Raw genomic sequence first — 16,874 nt, 5'->3', positions numbered from 1 at the left:
TCGCAGCCACGATGCTCACGCTCTCTCTGATAGGCATCGGTTGCGGCGATCCCGAGCAGCTGACGCGCGCCGCGATTACTGCCATCAACGCGGCCGATCTCGTCCTGATCCCGCGCAAGGGGACTACAAAATCCGATCTCGCCGATCTCAGGCGGACGATCTGCGCGGATGCGCTCACCAGCGACAGGACGCGTATTGCCGAGTTCGATCTGCCCGTGCGGGACGCCGCTGAAGCGGACTATCGCAAGGGCGTGGACGATTGGCATGATGCCGTGGCCGCCGTCTGGTCGCAGACGATCGGGGATCATCTCGAAGGCGAAGGCAAGGTCGCGCTGTTGATCTGGGGCGATCCCTCGCTTTACGATTCCTCGCTGCGTATCGCGCGGCGGCTCGATCCCTTGCCGACAATCGAAGTCGTGCCCGGCATCACCTCGATCCAGACGCTGTGCGCGGCGCATGCGATGCCGCTCAACGACATCGGCGAGCCGTTTCTGATCACGACCGGACGCCGCTTGCGCGATGGCGGTTGGCCGGCAGGTGTCGACACCGTGGTGGTGATGCTCGACGGCGGCACGGCATTCCAGTCGCTTGATCCGGCGGGCCTGCACATCTGGTGGGGGGCCTATCTCGGCATGCCCGATCAGATCGTGATGTCCGGCGCGCTGGCCGAGATCGGCCCGCGCATCGTCGCCGTGCGGCAAGAGGCGCGCGAACGGCACGGCTGGATCATGGACAGTTACATCCTCAAGCGCAGGCCGTAAGGCAAGCGAGGCAGCATGCTCCCCGAATGGGTCACCCAACAATGCCCCGATATCTCCGCAGTCCACCGCGAGGCGGCGGTGGCGCGGCAGGCGCAACTGACGAAACCGACCGGCGCGCTCGGCCGGCTCGAGCAGCTCGCGATCGAGCTTGCGGGCCTGCAAGCAACCGAGCAGCCGCGCGCGGCGCGGGTGCCGATCATCATCTTCGCCGGCGATCACGGCATCGTCGCGCAGGGCGTCTCGGCCTATCCGCAGGAAGTGACCATCGCGATGCTGGCGAACTTTGCCTCCGGCGGTGCCGCAATCTCGGTGCTCGCGCGTGAGCTGGGCTCCAGCCTGGAGGTCGTCGACGCCGGCACGCTGGCGCAGGGGGAGATGGCTGGAATCATGACCGACAAGCCGCGCAGCGGTACGCGCGATTTCAGCGTCGAAGCTGCGCTCACCCCCACGGAGCTGGCATTTGCGTTCGAAGCCGGCCGACGTGCGGTGACGCGCGCACAGGCCGGGCAGCCCGATCTTCTGATCTTCGGCGAGATGGGCATCGGCAACACCACGACATCGGCGGCGATCGCGGCCGGCTTGCTCGGCGTGAGCGCCGCGGAGATCGCGGGCAGCGGTACCGGCATCGACGCGGCCGGCCGTGTGCACAAGGCGCGGGTGATCGACGCTGCAATCGCACGCCATGACATTGCGGGCGCTGCGCCCGAAAAGATCCTGTGCGCCGTCGGCGGTCTCGAGATCGCCGCCATCTGCGGTGCCGTTATCGCGGCTGCACAGCACCGCATCCCCGTGTTGATCGACGGCTTCATCGTGTCGGTCGCGGCGCTGGCGGCGGTGCGGCTCAACCCTTCGTGCCAGCTGTCCCTGCTGGCCTCGCACCAGTCGGCGGAGCAGGGGCATCGGCTGGTGCTGCGCGCGCTGAACGTGCAGCCGCTGATCAGCCTGGATCTCAGGCTCGGCGAAGGATCGGGCGCGGCCATCGCGCTGCCGCTGGTGCGGTCGGCCTGCGCGCTCCACAACGGCATGGCGACCTTTGCGCAGGCCAATGTGCCTGATCGTCCGGCCTGATCAAATCGTCCGCTGATTGACGGAGACGACGCGCCAGCCGGTCGCGAGCCGGTCAATCCTGGTCAGCGACAGCGGATCGATCATGAAGCGCAGGGCCGCTTGTGGCGTCAGGTCGAGCGCGATGCACAGCGCCGCCCGGATCGTGCCGGAATGCACGACGAGCGTTGCGGCCCCGGTGCCGATCTTCGACAAACCCAGGCGGACCCGCGCGACCTGTTCCTCAAAGCTTTCGCCGCCGGGCGGCCGTCCGCGCGCCAGATCGCTCCAGAACCGTGCATAGGCCTCGCCACCGGTCGCGGCGAGTTCGTCATGCCGACGGCCGGTCCAGTCGCCAAAGTCTTGCTCGCTGAATTCGTCCAGCTGCAGCGGCTCGAGTCCCAGCGCGCGGGCCGTTTCGACGGTGCGCCGCGACGGGCTCGCATAGCTCGCGGCGTCCCGCGGCAAGCGCTGGCGCAGCGCCTCCAGCTGCGCGCGAGCACCGAGATCGGCCGGCGCGTCGGCTGCATGGATGATCCCCGAAACGCCATCGACGGGCGCGTGCCGTATCAGCCAGAGGAAGGTCTCGCCTTCCATGCTTTTCTCCAAGGAAACTGGTCGTTGTGGCAATAGCGCCGCAACTGGCACATTGACTCTGTCTGGATCGTAATCCTAGATGCTCGCGACGGTTTCCCCGAGAGGGGATGAAAAGGGAATGCGGTGCGGGGACGTTGTCCCCAATGCCGTGGCTGCCCCCGCAACTGTAAGCGGCGGATCTTGCGTCACGAGCCACTGGGTATCTCGGTCCCGGGAAGGCGATGCAAGGTACTGACCCGCAAGCCAGGAGACCTGCCGTCAGCCGTGGTCACACGCGAAGATGTCGGTCGGGGAGTACAGACATTCGGCTTCATCGGAAGGCTGCAAGCCGGACGATGGGACCCTGGTTCGCGGTGACGTGCCACTGACGTCACTCCGAGGTCCAAGACCGTGTATTCCCTTCGTATCGTACGACCACGCCGTTTCCTACTGGCATCCGCCGCTCTCACATCTTTCGTCGCCATCGACATGCCAGCGGCCTTGGCGCAGCAGGCCCGCGAGCCACTGCCGCCCGTCGAGGTGTCGGCGCCACAATCCCGCAGGCAGTCCAGCCCGGCCGGACGGGACGCGCAGAGCTCACGCCGCGCAGCAGCGCGCCGGCCGGGGACTGCATCCGCAGTGCCCAAGCCCGTCGTGCCGACCACGGCGGCACAGACGCCGCTCAACACCAATGCCGTCGCCGAAAGCGCTTCGCGCCTCGGCCTGACCGTGCGAGAAACACCCGCGACCGTGGAGGTGATCTCGGCCGCAACCATGCGCGAGCAGGGCTACCGCACAGTCTCCGACGTCGCGCAGGGAGCGGTGGGCGTCACAGCCGGCGACAATCCGGCCGAGCCTTCGGCTTTCTCCATGCGCGGCTTCACCAACAGCCAGATCAACACGCTCTACAACGGCATCAAGATCGGTCCGCAGAACATGACCTCGCGGATCATGGACACGGCCAATCTGGAGGCTGTCGAATTCCTGAAGGGTCCGGCATCACTGATGTCAGGCGAGGGCGCCGCCGGCGGCGCGATCAACTTCGTCACCAAGCAGCCGCACACCGGTCCGATCCGGAACGAGGCGGATTTCTCCTGGGACTCGCTGAACTCGTTCCGGGCGCATTACGGCTCGGGCGGCAGCACCAATGTGCAGGGGCTGGACTACCGCTTCGACGTCAGCCGTTCCTCGCTCAACGGCTTTGCCGACGACACCAACACCAAGACGCTCGATGTCTCCGGCCAGCTCAACTACCGCATCTCCGACAGCCTCAAGGTCTGGGGCGCGATCGAGTATCGGGAAGATCGCTCGAAAGCCTATTGGGGTGCGCCGCTGGTGCCGATTGCCTTCAGCGGCTCGCATGCGACGACGGGGATCGTTTCCGGCAATTACGTCTCGAACTACAACAAAACCGATCTCGGTGCCGTCACGATCGACGACCGCACCTTCAATACTAACTACAACGTCCTCGACAACAGGAACGTAGCGAAGGAGGTGTGGCTGCGCGGCGGTTTCGAGCTGAATCTGGCGCCCGACCTGACGCTGAAAAGTCAAGCCTATGCTTACGGAGCTGAGCGCACATGGTTCAACAATGAGATCGAGGCGTTCAATTCCGGGACCAACATGGTCGATCGTGAGCGCTTCTATGTCGCGCACAGCCAACGCTTGGTCGGCAACGTCACCGATTTGATCTGGGACGCGAATATCGCCGGCTTTGACAACCGTTTGGTCACGACGCTTTCCTCAAGCTACCTTGATTTCGTGAGGCCGGGCGCCGCAAATTTCCCCGGCGATTCCATTCCGCTGGTCGATCCGCCTCGCGGCTATTACGGCCTGCTCACCATTCAGCAGCAGACCGCGCGCATCGACAATGAGGCGCTGTCGTTCGAGGACCGGTTGAAGTTGACACGGACCTTTGCGCTGGTCGGCGGCCTGCGCGTCGAGCATATCGGGCTCGACCGCAATTCGACCGACAAGTTCGGTCTGGAGAAGGCGAACTTCCCGTTCTCGCAATCCTGGGTCCCGACCACGGGCCGTATCGGCTACACCTGGGAAGCCGTACCGGGCCTGACCTTTTTCAGCCAATACGCCACCGGCGCAGACATCTCGGCCAACAACATCTTCCTGCTCAATCCGACCGATCCGCTGAACCTGACCACCGCGCGCACCTACGAGACCGGCGTCAAGCACCTGTTCTGGGACAACCGGGCGGAGTGGTCGTTCTCGGCCTACGACATCCTGCGCAAGAACGTCTATGCCGCGGCCGGCGGCATGCAGCTCAACCTTGCCGGACGGCAGGAATCGAAGGGCGTCGAGCTTGCCGCGTCCGTGCGTCCGATCGGTCCCCTGCGTCTCTGGGGCAACATCGCCTATGTCGATGCGCGCTACGCCGACTTTAATTTTGTCGGCGGCTCGTTCTCCGGCAACACGCCGCCGAACGTGCCGCGCGTCGTGGCGAATGCCGGAGCGTCGTATCGGTTCTTCACGCCGTGGCCCGTGGAAGTCGGCGTCACCGGCCGTCACGTCGGCGACCGCTACAACACCGATGCGAATGTCGTGACGATGAAGGCCTACACTGTCGCGGACGTCTATGCCTTCGTCGACATCCCGAAGACGGTGTTCAACGCGGTCGACCAGGCTCGCCTGACTTTCCGGGTGCGCAACATCGCCGACAAGCGCTATGCGATCTGGGGCGATCCGTTCTATCCCGACCAGATCCTCTTGGGTGCACCGCGCACCTATGAACTCTCGGCCGCATTCAAATGGTAGGATGCTGATCGATGATGCGCGCGATCGTCCTGCTGCATCGATGGCTCGGGATCGCGTTCTGCCTGCTGTTCGCGATGTGGTTCGCGACGGGAATCGTGATGCACTTCGTTCCGTTTCCGTCTCTGACGGAAGCGGAACGCTTCGCCGGGCTTGGGCCGCTGGCGAGTGCTGGGACGAGGATTGCAGTCGCCGATGCCGTTGCCGCGAGCGGCATCGCGGATGCGACGCGCGTTCGCCTGATCCAGCGCAGCGACGGCCCGGTCTATGTCGTCTCGGGGCCATCGCGCGCAGGCGCAATCCGCGCCTCCGATGGGGGCGACGCGTCGGTCGCGTCTTCCGACGTCGCATTGGCCATCGCGCGAGATCACGCCCGCAGCCGCGGGCTGGATGCCGGACCAACCGAGATCGTTGCGCGCTCGGACTACGACCAATGGAGCGTGCCGAACGGCTTTGACCGCCATCGGCCCTTGTTTCGGGTTGCCCTCGGTGATGCCGACGGGAGGGAAGTCTATGTCTCCTCGCTCACCGGCGAGATCGTCCTGGATACGACGCGCAACGAGCGGACCTGGAATCTGGTCGGGAGTGTGCTGCACTGGATCTATCCAACGGTCCTGCGAAGCAACTGGTCGCTGTGGGATCGCGTGGTCTGGACCTTGTCGCTGCTGGCCCTGATCGCGGCTTTGCTTGGCTCTGTGCTCGGGCTTGCGCGGATCAAACCTCGCAGCGGTCTGATCGGCTCGCCCTATCGCGGCTGGCATGCGCTGCATCATCTCATCGGCCTCGTTGCGATGGTGTTCGTGCTGAGCTGGATTTTCAGCGGCTGGCTCTCCATGGATCACGGGCGGCTGTTCTCGCGCGGGCAATGGGCCTCCGCTGAATCCAGCGTGATGAACGCTTCACCGAACTGGACGGCGGCCCCATCGCTCGATCGGCAGCCTGTATCGCCATCGACCCGTGAAATCGAATGGTTTGCCTTCAACGGCACTCTCTATCGGCGGGATCGAACGGCCCTTGCCGGTCAGACCTTGATCAAGGCAGGGGACGCGCCCCGCGATGGACCGACGAGATCTCTGGATGTGCACGAGGTCCAGGGGTTGACCGCGCGCCTGGCGGCCGGCTGCGGCGGTCCGTCTGTACTTGCCGAGGACGACAACTATCCCGCGCGGTCCACTGTCCCGGGCGCCCCGGTCTACCGCTCGTATTGCGGTGACCTCTGGTTCGACATCGACGGCGCCGACGGCAATTTGCTGCAAAGGCTGGATCCATCGCGGCGGGCCTATCGCTGGTTCTACGGCGCGCTGCACACGCTGGATTTTCCGGTTCTCGTCGCGCACCCGTTGCTGCGCGACGGCTTGGTCGTCGGGCTCTGCTCCCTTGGCTTTCTGTTCTCCATCACGGGCATCATCATCGGCTGGCGCCGCCTGCGTCCGTCCTTCGCGGCCTGAGAGCCGGAGCGGGCAAAACCACCGCTTACTGATCGTACAATAAAGAGAGGCTGAGCCGACTGCCATGCATAGCTCATAAGCAATCGCATGGTCCGTAGGGCCGGTCGATCGCCTGCAAATTAGACAGTGCGTGCGGGGCGCGTGGATTGCGCTGCAGCGGATGTGGTGTTTCGTCCGGGAAAATTCGTGGTGCGCCGCACTTATGTCGCGTCGAACGATCCACACCGACGTGCTCTCCATGCGGGCAGGGCTGCACTAAAATGTGCCTCGCCGCGCCGCGCCGGTCGCGGGCTGGTCCAGTGCATTGCGACAACTCTGGCCCTATCCCGAGGCCATCGCTCTGTCGCACGCTCGCAAGCGGTGGCATGACAGGGGATGATGATGAGCGCTCTCGGTTTGCGATTGAACCTCGCGAAGGACGGGAACCACCCGGCGTCCGGTTCGAATGTCGTCCGCAGCTGACCCACACATGAGCACTGACGAAAATCACTGGGAAGTTGGCACCGATATCGGCGGCACCTTCACCGACATCATCGCGATCCGACACTCCCCCGCGGAGGCACGGATCGCGAAGGTGCCGTCGCGACCTCAAGCTCCGGTTCAGGCGATGCTGGAGGCGATCGAGGCGGTCGGCCTGCGCAAGAGCGAGATCAAGCGCTTCGTCCACGGCACCACGCGCGTGACCAACGCCATCGTCGAAGGACGGCTGCCGAAAGTGGCACTGGTGGCGACCGAAGGCTTTGCCGACGTGCTGGAGATCGCGCGCTATCGCCGCCGCGATCTCTATCGTCTCGACGTCCCGCCAAAATCGCTGCCGCTGGTGCCGCCGGAACGATGCTTCGGGCTTGCTGAGCGCCTCGATCACGAGGGCCGGGTGCTGAAGGCGCTGGATGACGCGGAGATCGAGCGTCTGGTGGCCTGGCTGAAGGGGACCGGCGTGCAGAGTGTCGCGGTCGCGCTGCTGCATGCCTATGCCAATCCGGTGCACGAGAAGATGCTCGGCGAGCGGCTCAAGGGCGTCGTTGCCCACGTCTCGCTGTCGCACGAGGTCAATCCCGAGGCGCGCGAATACGAGCGGACTTCGGCGACCGTGTTCAACGCCGCGGCGATGCCGATTGCGGTGGAATATCTCAGCGAACTGGAGCTGCGGCTGCCGATCGGTCCCGGCCTGCAGGTGTTTCATTCGGCCGGCGCCATGGTGCCGATCTCGGCCGTGAAGCGGCGGCCGCTGGTGATGGCGATGTCGGGCCCCGCGGCCGGCGTCTCCGCATCGGTCAGCATCGCGCGCCAGCTCGGCACGTCCCGGATGCTGACGTTCGATATGGGCGGCACCACGACCGACGTGTGCCTGATCGTCGACGGTCAGGCCGAGATGACCGACGGCCGCATGCTCGGCGACAAGCCGCTGCGCCAGCCGATGCTCGCGGTGCACTCGATCGGGGCGGGCGGCGGCTCGATCGTGCGCAACGGCTCCGGTGGCCTGACGGTCGGACCGGAAAGCGCCGGCTCCGAGCCTGGACCGGCCTGCTACGGCCGCGGCGGTACCGAGCCGACCATCACCGATGCCAACGCCGTGCTCGGCTATCTCAATCCGGACGCCAAACTCGGCGACCGGATCGGAATTGACATCAAGGCAGCCAGTGATGTCATCGCGCCGATCGCGCGCACTCTGGGGCTGAGCCTGACCGAAACCGCGCTCGGCATCATCAAGGTCGCGAACGCGACAATGGCGCGCGCGCCGCCGCGTCACCGTCGAGCGCGGCATCGACGGGCGCGACTGCACGCTGCTCGCCTTTGGCGGTGGTGGCCCGATGCATGCCGCGGGCCTTGCAGATCTCTACGGGATTGCCGAGGTCGTCGTTCCCAGCGCGTCGAGTGCGTTTTCGGCACTGGGCTGTCTCACTGCCGATTTCAGCTTCCTCCAGCAGCAAACTCTGCGCGCTGCGCTCGATGGCATCGACCTCGCCCGTGTGTCGGAGCGGATCGGGGTGCTGATCGACGATGCCTCGGCGCCGCTGATCGCCAACGGGGTTGCCGCGACCGAGATTCAGATCGAGCTGGTGGCCTTGATGCGCTACGCGGCGCAGAACGACGCCATTCCGGTGCCGTTCGCGCGACCGCTCGACGTCATCACGCTGAAGAAGGATTTTCTGGCCCGGCACCACGAGCTGTTCGGCTATGCGACGGGCGAGAGCTGCGTCATCGAGTCCGTGCGGGTGCAGGCGCGCCGTCCATCGACGACCGTCGTGAGCCGGCCGGCCATCGCGGTCAGAACGGTCTCCAAAGGCGAGCGCATCTGCTCGTTCGATGGCTTTCACGACATCGCCACAAGCATCATCAACCGTGCCTCGCTGACCGAAATCGTCAGCGGCCCGGCCATCATTGAAGACGCATGGTCGACCGTGGTGGTCCCGCCCGGCTGGCAGGCGAGGCCTGATGTTTCAGGCAATCTGTTCCTGACGCGGGGGGCCGCATGAAGCTCGATCCGTTCGTCGTCGAAGTCATCCGGCACGGGCTTTCGGCCGCCGCCGAGGAAATGAGCCTGGTGATGACGCGCTCGGCGCGCTCGCCGCTGCTGCGCGAGGCCGGCGACCTGTCGTCGGCGATCACGGACGCCCGCGGCGACCTGGTCGGGCAGGGCCGCGACATCCCGATCCATCTCGGCGCGATGGCCTACACGGTCCTCGAATTGCTGAAAGTGGTGCCGCGCGACAGCCTGAACGACGGCGACGCATTGATCTACAATGTCGGCCCGCTCGGCGGCAATCATCTCAATGACGTCAAGGTCGTGCGCCCGGTCTTCATCGACGGCGAGATCGTGGCGTTCGCGGTCAGCCTCGCACACTGGCCCGATATCGGCGGCACCTGGCCCGGCAGCTATTTTGCGAAAGCCATCGACACCTTCCAGGAGGCGATGCGCATTCCGCCGGTTCTGATCGCCACGGCAAGCGGCGTCAATACGCCGATCGTGCAGCTGCTCAAGGCCAATGTTCGAGATCCGAATCCTGCGAGGGCGATCTTCTCGCCCAGATCGCCGCAACGAAAGCCGGTGAGAAGCGCATCGTCGAGCTATGCCGCGAGCACGGCAAGGCGGTCTTCACGGCGGCGCAGTCGCGCCTGCACGATCTTTCCGAAATCGAGATGCGCGAGGCGCTCCGCGATCTGCCTGACGGCGTCTACGAGGGCGAGGATTATCTGGACGACGGCGGCGTCGACGACGCGCCCGCGCGCATTCATGTCAAGATCACCATTGCAGGCGACGAAGCGACCTTCGATCTCTCGGGAAGCTGCGACCGCGTCTCGAATTTCTGTAACACGACGCCGTTCATGGCGCGCTCTGCGGTGGCCTATGCCGCGCGCATCATGAGCGGGCGCGACATGAACCAGAACGCGGGCGCGCTGCGGCCGCTGACCATCATCACGCGCCCGGGCTCCATTCTCGAGCCGGGGTGGAATGCCTCGGTTGCGGCCGGCAATCACGAGACCTCGATGCGCATCGTCGATGCGATCTTCCGCGCTATGCAGGACACCATTCCCGAACGTCTGTCGGCTGGTGGGGCGACCACGGCAGGCGTCCTCTTCTTCGCCGAGCCGCGGCAAAACGGTTCGTGGAAGATGCTCTACGAGGTCCACGGTGGTGGCGAGGGTGCGCGGCATGATCGGGACGGCATCTCCGCGACGCGGGTGCATCTGTCCAACACTTCGAACACGCCAATCGAGGTGATCGAGGCGAATTACGCGATCCAAGTCGAGCAGCAGGCCATTCGTCGGAATTCCGGCGGCACGGGAGTCCATCGCGGCGGGGACGGCGTCATCCGTACCTATCGCATCCTGGCGCCGTCGATGCATCTGACTACCTGCATCGAGCGCATGGTGATTGCGCCGTTCGGCATGCAAGGCGGCGAACCCGGCAAGGCCTGCCGCATCTCGCTGATCAGGCAGAGCGCGAACGTCGCGATCGACGGCAAGTCGAACCTGGTGCTGCAGCAAGGCGATCTCGTCACGATCGAGACCTGTGGTGGCGGTGGCTACGGCGCCGAGGCTGCGGAATGAGGGGATTGCAATGAGCAGATTGTTGCGAACCGGGCTGAATGCCGGCGACAGCGCGCCCATGGACGTGGTCGGCGGCGAGGGCGTCTATTTTCATCTGTCGGATGGTCGCAAGCTCATCGACGGCAGCAACACCGGCGGCGGTCTCGGACATCGTCATCCCGCGATGGTGGAGGCGATCCGCCGCGCCGCGGATACGCCCGTCGTGAACGAGGGCTGGACCTGGGTCGGCCGCGAGCAGGCGGCTGACGACTTGATGGCCACCGCGTTCAAGGGCGAAGACGATTGGGTCGGTGCGGTGCGCTTCTGCATCAGCGGCAGCGAGGCCAATGACATGGCGCTGTCGCTCTGTCAGGCCCTGACGCAGCGGTCCGCGCTGGCGACGCGCGAACGCGCCTATCACGGCATTACGGGCCTGTCGCGCAGCATGACCGTGCAGCCGCAATGGCATGGCGGCCTCGCGGTGCACTCAGGCGGCTCGAAGCTGCCGGCGCCGATGGCGCCGGTGCGGATATTGCCGGCGCCGCAGGGCGCGATCTACGGCGCGCCGGCCAACAATGTTCCCCCCAGCGAATATCTGGCCGATGCCACGCGCCTGCTTTCGGATACGGCAGCGACGATCATCGACTACACGCAAGGCGGCATCTACTACGATGGCGCCTATCAGGACGAGGTGGCGCGGTGCGCGCGGCAGGCCGGCTCCTACTGGATCGCCGACGAAGTGGTGACTGGTGCGGGCCGTGCCGGGCGCTGGTTCGCGTTCCAGGGAGCCGAAAGTCGTCCCGATATCGTGACGCTCGGAAAATCGCTCGGCGGTGGCGCGGCGGCGGTTGCCGCGGTCGTGGTGTCGAAAGACATCGTCGAGCGGCTCAAGGGCACGAGCTGGCAGAATTACGGCACGTTGCGCGGGCATCCCATCAGCATGGCTGCCGTCAGCGCCTATCTGAAAGTCATCAGCGATGACGAGATTTTGGAGCACGTCAGGGGTCTCGAAAAGCTGTTCACCCGCCGCCTTCTGGCCATCGCGCAGAAACATCCAAGCGTGCAGCGCCTGGCGGGGCAGGGGCTGCACTGGACCGTGGAGTTGCACGGGCCGGACTGGCGCTCCTGGCATGCCGACACCACCGAGGTGCCGATTGCCTCGCGCGTCGCGGAGCGGGCGCTGGAGGCGGGCGCCGTGATCGGGACCAGCGGCGAGCAGACTTCCCTGTTCCTCGCGCCGCCACTCGTGATTTCCGAGCATGAGGCCGGGCAGCTTCTGGACGCGCTGGACCACGGTCTCGATGTTGCGGATGAGGAGCAGACATGAGGATGGAGCGTGCAGCGCACACGATGCCGATGTGCAGGCGCCGGCTGGCAAGTCCGGGCGATGCTGCGTTATGCTGCGCGCGCCGGCACGTGCTTGAAACTGTAGCTTAGCTCAAAGACATCACCAGGAAATCGCTGATGCGTATCGTCAATGTTGCCGCCGCCCAGATGGGCCCGATCCAGAAAGCGGACAGCCGCGAGGCCGTGGTCAAGCGCATGATCGCGCTGATGGATGAGGCCAAGAGCAAGGGCGCCGACCTGATCGTCTATCCGGAACTGGCGCTCACGACCTTCTTTCCGCGTTGGTACGTGGAGGACCGGGCCGAGTTCGACAATTGGTTCGAGCGCGAGATGCCCAATGCGGCGACCCGGCCGTTGTTCGAGCGCGCGGCACAGCACGAGATGGCGATGAATTTCGGCTATGCGGAGCTGACGCCGGACGGGCATCATTTCAACACTGCTGTTCTCACCGACAAATCCGGCAAGATCGTCGGCAAATATCGCAAGATCCATTTGCCGGGCCATGTGGAATACGACACCAAGCGCTCGCACCAGCATCTGGAGAAGCGCTATTTCGAGCCGGGCGATCTCGGCTTTAATGTCTGGCGCGAGCTGGGCGGCATCATCGGCATGGCCATCTGCAACGACCGGCGCTGGCCCGAGACCTATCGCGTGATGGGCCTGCAGGGCGTCGAGATGGTGCTGATCGGCTACAACACCCCGTCGGTGAATGCGGAGAGGAGCGATGAAGGCGTCGAGAAACGGTTGTTCCATAACCGCCTCTCGGCGCAGGCCGGCGCCTATCAGAACGCGACCTGGGTTGTCGCGGTGGCCAAGGCCGGTAACGAGGACGGACACCCGCTGTTCGGCGGCAGCCTGATCGTCGATCCCAATGGCGAAATCGTCGCCGAAGCGAAGACGGAGGAGGACGAGCTGCTGGTCCACCCTTGCGATCTCGATGCCACCACATTCGGCAAGACCACGATCTTCAATTTCGCGCAGCACCGCCGCATCGAGCATTACGGCCTGATCACCAGCCAGACCGGCGCGGTGCCACCGCCGGAGAAGTGATGTCGATGGCGGACAAGGGCACATCAGGTATTCCCTTGCGCGAGCTCGATCCGCGCGACCGCTACAAGCTGCTTTGCGGCGTGGTGGTGCCACGGCCGATTGCGCTGGTGACGACGCTCGATGCCAACGGGGCGGTCAACGCCGCGCCCTTCAGCTTCTTCAACGTGTTCTCGGAGAGCCCGGCGCTGATCGTACTCGGGCTTCAGCACAAGCCGGATCACAGCCCAAAGGACACCACCCGCAATATCCATCGCGACGGCGAGTTCGTCGTTCACATGGTGGACGAGGCGCTGTCGGTGGCGATGAACGACTGCGCGGTCGATTTTCCGTCCGGTGACAGCGAGGTCGCTGCGGCCGGGCTGGTGACGCTTCCCTCTGTAGACGTGAAGGTACCGCGGCTCGCCGCCGCTCCCTTTGCGCTCGAATGCCGGCGCCACGTCGCGCTGACCTTCTCCCCCGATCGCGAACTGCTGGTCGGCGAAGTGCTCCGGGTTCACGCCCGCGAGGGACTCGTCGACGAGGCCAATATGTATGTCGACCTCGACGCCTACCGGCCGATCGGCCGCATGTTCGGCAATCTCTACACGACGCAGCGGGACACGTTCGCGCTAGTCCGCGAGAGCCACGCGCAATGGCTCGCGCGGCAGGACGCCAAAGAGCTGAAGGACGCCTAGTGGTTCGAGAACTGCACCGTACCCAGCGCCATGGTGACGGCCGCCTGTGTCGGGTCGATCACGGCAATGCCGAGCGCCTCTTCCAGCGGGCGGCGGTGCCGTGCCATGCCGGCGCAGCCCATCACGATGGCACGGGCGCCGTCCTCGTCGCGCAGCGCGCGGCCGATTTCGATCATTTTGGCCAGCGTGCCTTCGCCCGAGGCGGTTTCCGCGACGCTCATGTTGAGCGGCCGCTCGCCGGCGAGCCGTTCGGTCAGTCCCATCTGCCTGAGATAGCGCATGTGACGTGGGATCGAGCGCTGGGCGATCGCGATGACGCCAAAGGTTTCGGCGCGAGCCAGTGCGGTCAGCACGCCGCACTCGGCGATGCCGAACACGGGGCGGTCGGTGCCTTCGCGACAGACCTGAAGCCCGGGATCGCTGTAGCAGGCGATGACAAAGGCCGCCGAGCTGTTGTCGCCCTCGACCAGCCGGCGCAGCGGCATGGCGACGCCATCGACATCGGCCTGGCTTTCGATGCCGAAGGGACCCTCGGCCAGCGTCTGGCAGACCAGTTCCGGCCCGCCCTCGAAACCGAGCGGCTTCAGCGCGTCCTCCAGCCCTCGCGTGACCGCAGGGTTGGAATTTGGATTGATGACGAGAATGCGCGGTCGGGACATGCTGGTCTTCCTGCAAAATTTCGATCACTTGGCTTGAGCCTATCATGGAGTGCCTCATGACTGAACCCGCTTACGACCTGATCATTCGCGGTGGGCGCGTCGCGACGACGACCGACGTCTTTGAAGCCGATGTCGCCATCTCCGGTGAGACCATCGCCGCTATCGGCCGCGGGCTTCCGGCTGCGAAGCGCGAGATCGACGCGCGCGGGAAACTCGTTCTACCCGGCGGCGTCGACAGCCACGCCCATATCGAGCAATTGTCCGCTGCCGGCATCATGAACGCCGACACCTTCGAGAGCGCGACCGTCTCGGCGGCCTTCGGCGGCACGACCACGGTGATCCCGTTTGCGGCCCAGCATGTCGGCATGAAGCTGCCGCAGGTGGTGGAGGATTACCACGCGCTGGCGAAGAAGGGCGCCGTGATTGACTACGCCTTTCACATGATCATTGCGGATGCGACCAAGGAAACGGTCGAGGAGCATATTCCGGCGCTGGTGAAGCAGGGCCACGCCTCGATCAAGATTTTCATGACGTACGACCGGCTCAAGGTCGACGACGAGCCGCTGCTGGACATCCTTCTTGCCGCACGCCAGTCCGGCGCGATGTTGTGCGCCCACGCCGAAAATCACGGCATCATCGCCTGGATGGTGAAGCGCCTGCTCGCGCGCGGCTACACGATGCCGAAATACCACGCCGTCAGCCACGCCCGCGTGTCGGAGGCGGAAGCCTTCACCCGGCTGATCGGCATGGCAGCGCTGATCGACCAGCCCATCATGATCTTCCACGTCTCCACCGCCGAAGGCGCCAAGGTGATCCGCGATTCGCGCGGGCAGGGGTTGAAGGTGTTTGCCGAGACCTGTCCGCAATACCTGTTCTTCACCGCAGCCGATCTCGACAAGCCCGAGGTGGAAGGAGCCAAGTGGATGTGCAGCCCGCCGCCGCGGACGCATTCAGACCAGGAGGCGCTGTGGCAGGCGCTGTCGCTTGGCGATCTCCAGACCATCTCGTCGGATCACGCGCCGTATCGCTATGACGAGACCGGCAAGCTGCGCGCCGGCCCCAATCCGAACTTCAAGCAGGTCGCGAATGGCCTGCCGGGATTGGAGCTGCGCCTGCCGCTGCTGTTCGACGCGATGGTGTCGAACGGGCGGCTGGGCCTGGAAAAGTTCGTCGAACTGACGTCGACGGCGCCGGCCAAGATTTACAATCTGCATCCGCGCAAGGGCTCGATCACGGTCGGCGCCGATGCCGATATTGCAATCTGGGATCCTAATCGCGAGGTCGAGATCGCCGATGAGATGATGCACGACCTTGCCGGCTACACGCCGTTTGCAGGCCGCAAGCTGAAGGGCTGGCCGGTGTCGGTGCTGTCGCGTGGCCGAGTGATCATCGATGGCAACAAGTGCCTCGCGAGCGCAGGCAGCGGCCAGTTCCTGGCACGCAGCGGCGGCGAGGCGGCCATGCCGACGGGGCGGCTCGTGGCCGACATGGATCCCGAGCGCAATTTCGGAGCGAAGCTACTGTGACGGTGGATCGCGCGCGATGAAGATCGTCATCTTCGGCGGCACCGGCTTTGTCGGGCTCAATGTTGCGGAGGCGCTGCTCGCGCGCGGCCATGACGTGACGCTGTACGACCGTGCAGAGTTGCCGCCATCCGCGCGGCGGTCTCTTGCCGACTACGGCGCACGGCTCAAAGCGGTGCAGGGCGATATCACCGACGCAGATGCCATCGATGCCCTCATCGCCGAAGGAGTTGATGCGATCGTGCTCGGCGCGGCCATCACCGCCGGTGATGAACTGGAGAGGGCATCGACCGCGCGCGTTCTCGAGATCAACGTGATGGCGCAGATCCCGATCCTGCTCTCCGCGATCCGGCATGGCGTGCGCCGGGTCGTCAATCTCTCCTCGGCATCGGCCTATGGCGCCGCGGGCGCGCGGGTCGAGATTCTGGACGAGGACACGCCTTGCGATCCGGTCTCGTTCTACGCGATCAGCAAGTTCACATCGGAGCGATCGGTTGCGCGTCACGCCGAGCTCTTCGGCGGGGATTTCCTAAATGTGCGGCTGAGCGCGCTATTCGGACCGTGGGAGCGACCGAGTTCCGTGCGCGACACGCCAAGCCTCCAGTTCCAGATCTTGGCCGCGTTCGCGCGCGGCGAGCCGGCGATCATGCCTGAAGCGGGCATGCGGGACTGGATCTACGCGCCGGATGCGGCCGAGGCCGTCGCACTGCTGATCGAAGCCGAGCGGCCGCGCCACCGGCTCTACAACATCTCCCGCGGAGAACTTTGGCCTGCGCTGCAATGGGGCGAGGCCTTTGCGGCGTTGCATCCCGGCCTGGAGTGCCGGGTCGCGGCGCCCGGCGAGAAAACCGTCATCAAGCTGCATGGGCCCTATCGCGCGCCGCTGTCGGTGAACCGGATGGCGGATGAATTCGGCTGGCGCGCGCAGTTCGGCTGCGCCGAGTCGGCGGCCGCGATGAGCGCCTGGTTGACGCAGCATAAGGAGTGGATCTGA

The 16,874-nt window shown here is 65.3% G+C and carries 11 protein-coding genes, 2 pseudogenes and 1 riboswitch; of the genes and pseudogenes, 11 read left to right on the top strand and 2 right to left on the bottom strand.

The window, feature by feature from the left end; all coding sequences use genetic code 11:
* Positions 1 to 11 precede the first annotated feature (11 nt).
* Positions 12 to 761 (top strand): precorrin-6A synthase (deacetylating), encoded by a 750-nt coding sequence (gene cobF / locus AB3L03_RS05420; protein ID WP_085352376.1) that lies wholly within the window; start codon positions 12 to 14, stop codon positions 759 to 761.
* 15 nt (positions 762 to 776) lie between these two features.
* Positions 777 to 1,829, top strand: a complete 1,053-nt coding sequence (gene cobT, locus AB3L03_RS05415; RefSeq protein ID WP_085352377.1) for a nicotinate-nucleotide--dimethylbenzimidazole phosphoribosyltransferase — start codon at positions 777 to 779, stop codon at positions 1,827 to 1,829.
* On the opposite strand, the gene AB3L03_RS05410 is transcribed toward cobT, so the two are convergent.
* On the bottom strand, positions 1,830 to 2,402 hold the full coding sequence (locus AB3L03_RS05410) for a histidine phosphatase family protein (protein WP_204510775.1): 573 nt from the start codon (positions 2,400 to 2,402) through the stop codon (positions 1,830 to 1,832).
* Positions 2,403 to 2,474: 72 nt separating this feature from the next.
* Positions 2,475 to 2,677, top strand: a riboswitch (cobalamin riboswitch).
* A 115-nt stretch (positions 2,678 to 2,792) separates the two neighbouring features.
* Between AB3L03_RS05410 and AB3L03_RS05405 the strand changes: the two genes are divergently transcribed.
* The 7 genes and pseudogenes from AB3L03_RS05405 to AB3L03_RS05375 all read left to right on the top strand — a co-directional run bounded on the left by AB3L03_RS05405 (position 2,793) and on the right by AB3L03_RS05375 (position 13,698).
* Positions 2,793 to 5,150 (top strand): TonB-dependent siderophore receptor, encoded by a 2,358-nt coding sequence (locus tag AB3L03_RS05405; protein WP_085385842.1) that lies wholly within the window; start codon positions 2,793 to 2,795, stop codon positions 5,148 to 5,150.
* 11 nt (positions 5,151 to 5,161) lie between these two features.
* Positions 5,162 to 6,595 (top strand): PepSY domain-containing protein, encoded by a 1,434-nt coding sequence (locus AB3L03_RS05400; protein WP_085352380.1) that lies wholly within the window; start codon positions 5,162 to 5,164, stop codon positions 6,593 to 6,595.
* Positions 6,596 to 7,064: 469 nt separating this feature from the next.
* Positions 7,065 to 9,072 (top strand): annotated as a pseudogene (locus AB3L03_RS05395) (hydantoinase/oxoprolinase family protein).
* Positions 9,069 to 10,648, top strand: a pseudogene (locus AB3L03_RS05390) (hydantoinase B/oxoprolinase family protein). Before AB3L03_RS05395 ends, AB3L03_RS05390 begins: the two co-directional pseudogenes overlap by 4 nt.
* A 10-nt stretch (positions 10,649 to 10,658) precedes the next feature.
* Entirely contained in the window at positions 10,659 to 11,954 is a 1,296-nt protein-coding gene (locus tag AB3L03_RS05385; protein WP_085352383.1) for an aminotransferase class III-fold pyridoxal phosphate-dependent enzyme, read from the top strand.
* Between the two features lie 137 nt (positions 11,955 to 12,091).
* Positions 12,092 to 13,024: an N-carbamoyl-D-amino-acid hydrolase gene (locus AB3L03_RS05380; RefSeq protein WP_085352384.1), complete on the top strand. Its 933-nt coding sequence runs from the start codon at positions 12,092 to 12,094 to the stop codon at positions 13,022 to 13,024.
* Positions 13,025 to 13,029: 5 nt separating this feature from the next.
* Positions 13,030 to 13,698 (top strand): flavin reductase family protein, encoded by a 669-nt coding sequence (locus AB3L03_RS05375; RefSeq protein ID WP_247394664.1) that lies wholly within the window; start codon positions 13,030 to 13,032, stop codon positions 13,696 to 13,698.
* Here the strand turns inward: AB3L03_RS05375 and AB3L03_RS05370 are convergent.
* Positions 13,695 to 14,357, bottom strand: a complete 663-nt coding sequence (locus AB3L03_RS05370; RefSeq protein WP_368508322.1) for an aspartate/glutamate racemase family protein — start codon at positions 14,355 to 14,357, stop codon at positions 13,695 to 13,697. The two genes, AB3L03_RS05375 and AB3L03_RS05370, sit on opposite strands and share 4 nt — an antisense overlap.
* A 56-nt stretch (positions 14,358 to 14,413) precedes the next feature.
* Here AB3L03_RS05370 and hydA point away from each other — a divergent pair, with 56 nt between their 5' ends.
* Together hydA and AB3L03_RS05360 are read left to right on the top strand one after the other, a co-directional pair.
* Positions 14,414 to 15,883: a dihydropyrimidinase gene (gene hydA / locus AB3L03_RS05365; RefSeq protein WP_204510779.1), complete on the top strand. Its 1,470-nt coding sequence runs from the start codon at positions 14,414 to 14,416 to the stop codon at positions 15,881 to 15,883.
* Positions 15,884 to 15,899: 16 nt separating this feature from the next.
* Positions 15,900 to 16,874 carry an NAD(P)-dependent oxidoreductase gene (locus tag AB3L03_RS05360; protein WP_018458684.1) on the top strand — a complete coding sequence of 325 codons (975 nt, stop codon included), beginning with the start codon at positions 15,900 to 15,902 and terminating at the stop codon, positions 16,872 to 16,874.

Origin of the sequence: Bradyrhizobium lupini, assembly GCF_040939785.1 — a bacterium.
In the GTDB taxonomy this organism is placed as follows: Bacteria; Pseudomonadota; Alphaproteobacteria; order Rhizobiales; family Xanthobacteraceae; genus Bradyrhizobium; species Bradyrhizobium canariense_D.
This window is presented reverse-complemented; position numbering and strand designations above follow the sequence as displayed.